The sequence below is a fragment of the Oceanisphaera sp. genome (genome assembly GCF_052084945.1).
In the GTDB taxonomy this organism is placed as follows: Bacteria; Pseudomonadota; Gammaproteobacteria; order Enterobacterales; family Aeromonadaceae; genus Oceanimonas.
In genome coordinates, this window is the sequence record NZ_JBQDEX010000167.1 from 1 (window position 1) to 3912 (window position 3912).

The 3912-nt window shown below is 45.8% G+C and carries 4 protein-coding genes and 1 pseudogene; 1 reads left to right on the plus strand and 4 read right to left on the minus strand.

From position 1 onward, the window contains the following. Nucleotides 1-20 precede the first annotated feature (20 nt). From ccoP to ccoN, 4 genes are read right to left on the minus strand one after another with little or no spacing between them, the layout of a single operon-like run. A complete protein-coding gene (gene ccoP, locus ACTHY5_RS11485) occupies nt 21-995 on the minus strand; it encodes a cytochrome-c oxidase, cbb3-type subunit III (RefSeq protein WP_441879778.1) in 975 nt (324 codons plus the stop codon). After that, nucleotides 992-1210 carry a cbb3-type cytochrome oxidase subunit 3 gene (locus ACTHY5_RS11490; protein ID WP_441879779.1) on the minus strand — a complete coding sequence of 73 codons (219 nt, stop codon included), beginning with the start codon at nt 1208-1210 and terminating at the stop codon, nt 992-994. The genes ccoP and ACTHY5_RS11490 overlap by 4 nt, the downstream gene beginning before the upstream one ends. A gap of 12 nt (nt 1211-1222) precedes the next feature. Next, nucleotides 1223-1840 (minus strand): cytochrome-c oxidase, cbb3-type subunit II, encoded by a 618-nt coding sequence (gene ccoO, locus ACTHY5_RS11495; RefSeq protein ID WP_441879781.1) that lies wholly within the window; start codon nt 1838-1840, stop codon nt 1223-1225. A 12-nt stretch (nt 1841-1852) separates the two neighbouring features. Then, on the minus strand, nt 1853-3277 hold the full coding sequence (gene ccoN, locus ACTHY5_RS11500) for a cytochrome-c oxidase, cbb3-type subunit I (RefSeq protein WP_441879784.1): 1425 nt from the start codon (nt 3275-3277) through the stop codon (nt 1853-1855). A gap of 329 nt (nt 3278-3606) precedes the next feature. Here ccoN and ACTHY5_RS11505 point away from each other — a divergent pair. Beyond that, nucleotides 3607-3912 (plus strand): annotated as a pseudogene (locus ACTHY5_RS11505) (hypothetical protein); the annotation flags it as partial.

The window sequence follows — 3912 nt, forward strand, 5'->3', positions numbered from 1 at the left end:
TCATCTAAACCCAAAAGGGCTTACTTATTATTGCTTAGGCTGTACACATAGGCAGACAATAATTGAATTTTGTCTTCGCCTAAAATGTCTTTCCAAGCGGGCATCACACCGTGACGGCCGTGACGAATCGTATCTTCAACTGCTGCACGAGAGCCACCATATAACCAGATATTATCGGTTAAGTTAGGGGCACCCATCGCAATTTGTCCTTTACCTTCAGGCCCATGACACGCAGCACATACGGCAAAGCGAGCTTGGCCTTTTTGTGCTTCTACCGCGTCAACTTTACGGCCAGACAAGCTCAGTACATAAGAGGCGACTTCACGAACACCCTCATCACCTAGCATGGCTTCCCAAGAGGCCATTACGCCTTGGCGACCATGCATTAATGTGGTTTTAATTTGCTCAGGCTCACCACCCCATAACCAATCATCATCGGTTAGGTTAGGGAAACCACGGCCACCACGGGCATCAGAGCCATGACACTGGGCACAGTTTTGTAAGAACAAACGCTGGCCTACTTGGGTCGCTTCTTCGTTTTGTGCAATATCAGCAATAGGGCGATAAGTCTCACCGTCTGCTTGATAGGTCAACTCACGAAATTTAGCACCAAAGACTTCATCGGCTTTGATCATTTCACGGTCATATTGTACAAACAACTCTTCGGTTCGAGCCAGCTCAGCCGCCTCGTTGTATTCCTCGAGTGAACGTACATCTTGGTTAGAACTTGTCCAGCCCAACAGGCCTTTAAAGTTACCCAAGCCTGGGTATAAAGCCAGGTATGCTAGCGAAAACACCACCATAAATACGAATAAATAGCTCCACCACTTAGGCAGTGGGTTATTTAATTCAGTAATGCCATCATAGGTGTGACCGGTAGGCGCACCTTCTTCCATACCCATTTTGTCGCGTGAACACCAAATCAACAGTGCTAAACAACCAAAAATGGTGCCTAAGCTGATGACGGTGACAAATACACTTAAAAAAGTATTCATTCTTTATTAGCTCCTGCGCGATCCTGCCCAGTGCCCTGAGAGGCGCTACTCACCACGTCTTCATCATCCAGAATGGAATTGGCAATCGCATCAAACTTATGTTTACGCCGTTTACTATAAGCCCATATAACCAGACCAATAAACATTACAAACAACAGCAAAGTCTGAAAGCTAATAAGAGTAGGTTTTAATGCATCAAGGGTACTGAAATCCATAATCGACTCCGGTTATTTAAGGGCGTGACCCAGCGATTGCAGATAAGCGACGATTGCGTCCATTTCGGTTTTACCCTTAACGGCTTCTTCAGCACCTTCAATATCTGCATCGGTATAAGGAACACCGAAACTATCGCGGAACAGTCTTAACTTAGCGGCTGTATCTTTGCCATCTAACACATTGGTTTCTAACCAAGGGAAACCAGGCATGTTCGATTCAGGCACAACATCACGCGGGTTCATCAAGTGCACACGGTGCCATTCATCAGAGTAACGACCGCCTACACGAGCCAAATCAGGACCGGTACGCTTAGAGCCCCACAAGAATGGGTGTTCCCAAACCTGTTCACCAGCTAAAGAATACTTACCATAACGCTCAGTTTCAGCACGGAATGGGCGGATCATTTGACTGTGGCACACATGGCACCCGTCACGGATATACAGATCACGACCTTCCATTTCTAGCGCTGTATAAGGGCGCAGGCCCTCAACAGGCTCATTCGTTTGCTGTTGAAAGAGCAGGGGAATTATCTCGACCATACCGCCAAAGCTGATTGCGATCACAGTGAAAATGATCAGCCAAGTCGTCTTAGTTTCGAGAAACTCGTGACGGTTTTTAGAATTTTTCATTCACAAGTCTCCTTATGCCGGTTGTGGAATGGCTTGCAATGAGCCTTTTGGCGCATTGATGGTACGGTAAGCGTTATACGCCATCAGTAACATACCAAACAAGAAGAAGCAGCCGCCCAAGAAACGTACAAAGTAGAACGGGTACGAGGCTTGTAGACTTTCAACAAAGCTGTAAGTCAAGGTGCCATCGTCGTTCACTGCACGCCACATTAGACCCTGCATCACACCACTGATCCACATAGATACGATGTAAAGCACAGTACCAATAGTTGCTAACCAGAAGTGCGTGTTGATCAACTTAATGCTGTACATGCGACCTTGGCCGAACAAGTTAGGAATTAAGTGATACACAGCACCAATAGAAATCATGGCCACCCAGCCTAATGCGCCAGAGTGAACGTGACCTACGGTCCAGTCAGTGTAGTGAGATAAGGCGTTAACGGTTTTAATCGCCATCATTGGGCCTTCAAACGTAGACATACCGTAAAACGACAGTGATACGATTAAGAAGCGCAAGATAGGGTCATAGCGTAGTTTATGCCAAGCACCAGACAGCGTCATAATACCGTTAATCATACCGCCCCAAGAAGGAACGAATAAGATAAGCGACATCACCATACCCAAAGACTGAGCCCAGTCGGGCAGGGCAGTATAGTGCAAGTGGTGAGAACCGGCCCAAATGTACAGGGTGATTAGCGCCCAAAAGTGCACAATAGACAGACGGTAAGAATAAACCGGACGTCCAGATTGCTTAGGAACAAAGTAGTACATCATGCCTAAGAAACCTGCCGTTAGCAGGAAGCCTACGGCGTTATGACCATACCACCACTGAACCATGGCATCGGCTGCACCGGCATACACAGAGTAAGACTTCATGCCACTCACAGGAATAGCTAAGCTGTTTACAATGTGCAATACGGCAATGGTTAAAATAAACCCACCGTAGAACCAGTTTGCAACATAAATATGCGAAGTTGCACGTTTATACAGGGTTCCAAAGAACACTGTTGCGTACGCTACCCATACTATGGCAATGGCAATATCAATTGGCCACTCTAGCTCGGCGTATTCTTTGGTGGAGGTATAACCCAATGGCAAAGAAATTATTGCCGAAAGAATTATAAGCTGCCAGCCCCAGAACACGAACGATGCCAACTTGCCACCAAAGAGGCGAACTTGACACGTGCGCTGCACGACATAGAAGGAGGTACCCATTAGCGCACTCACACCAAACGCAAAAATAACCGCGTTAGTATGTAGAGGACGCAAACGGCTATAGGTTAGCCAGGGCGTTTCGAAGTTGAGAGCAGGCCAAATAAGCTGTGCTGCAATTAGCACGCCTACCGACATACCCACAATGCCCCAGATTACAGTCATGACTGTAAACTGGCGAACTACAGTATAATTGTAGTTTGGTTGATTATTAGTTTGACTCATCGTTATAGTTCCGCTTCCACTGCTGTTATCAGGTTTGTGTTCACACAATGCGAACACCTCGGAAGATTTGAAGACAACCGCTTTCTTTTGTTTACAGCGCTGCTTTCTTGTTCACTTACGTTAAGCCATTGTTAATAAAGCTAACAAAGCGGAAAATAAGAGGCCAAGAAGGCTGGCTGCGAAACAGATGATAAATGACTGGCAACAAAAATAACAGTATAAACAGTAATATGATTACCACTTCGACTGACTCATCAGCCAATAAAAAACTACCTTGATCAAGATCAAGCAGGGCGATAAATTATGAGAAAAATAAGGGAAAATGAAGCATGAAAGACAAGCTAACCAAAGCAAAACTTGGTCAAATCATCCTTGTATTAGTGGTATTGCTGGCCGCTTTTTGGTTTAAAACTGCGACAAATGAGGAAACGCGTGCAGCAGCAGAGTTAGCACCAGTGAATAATGATTACTGTGATATAAGTGACAATAAATGTGTGCAGCAGCAGGGCGGCTTAGTTGTCACAGCTCAATTAACAGCTGATAAACTACAACCCGAGTCACCTTTTCAGTTGCAAGTGAAGCTATCCGATCCTGAGGCAACAGTGGTTGGCAGCCAATTAGAAGGGCACAGCATG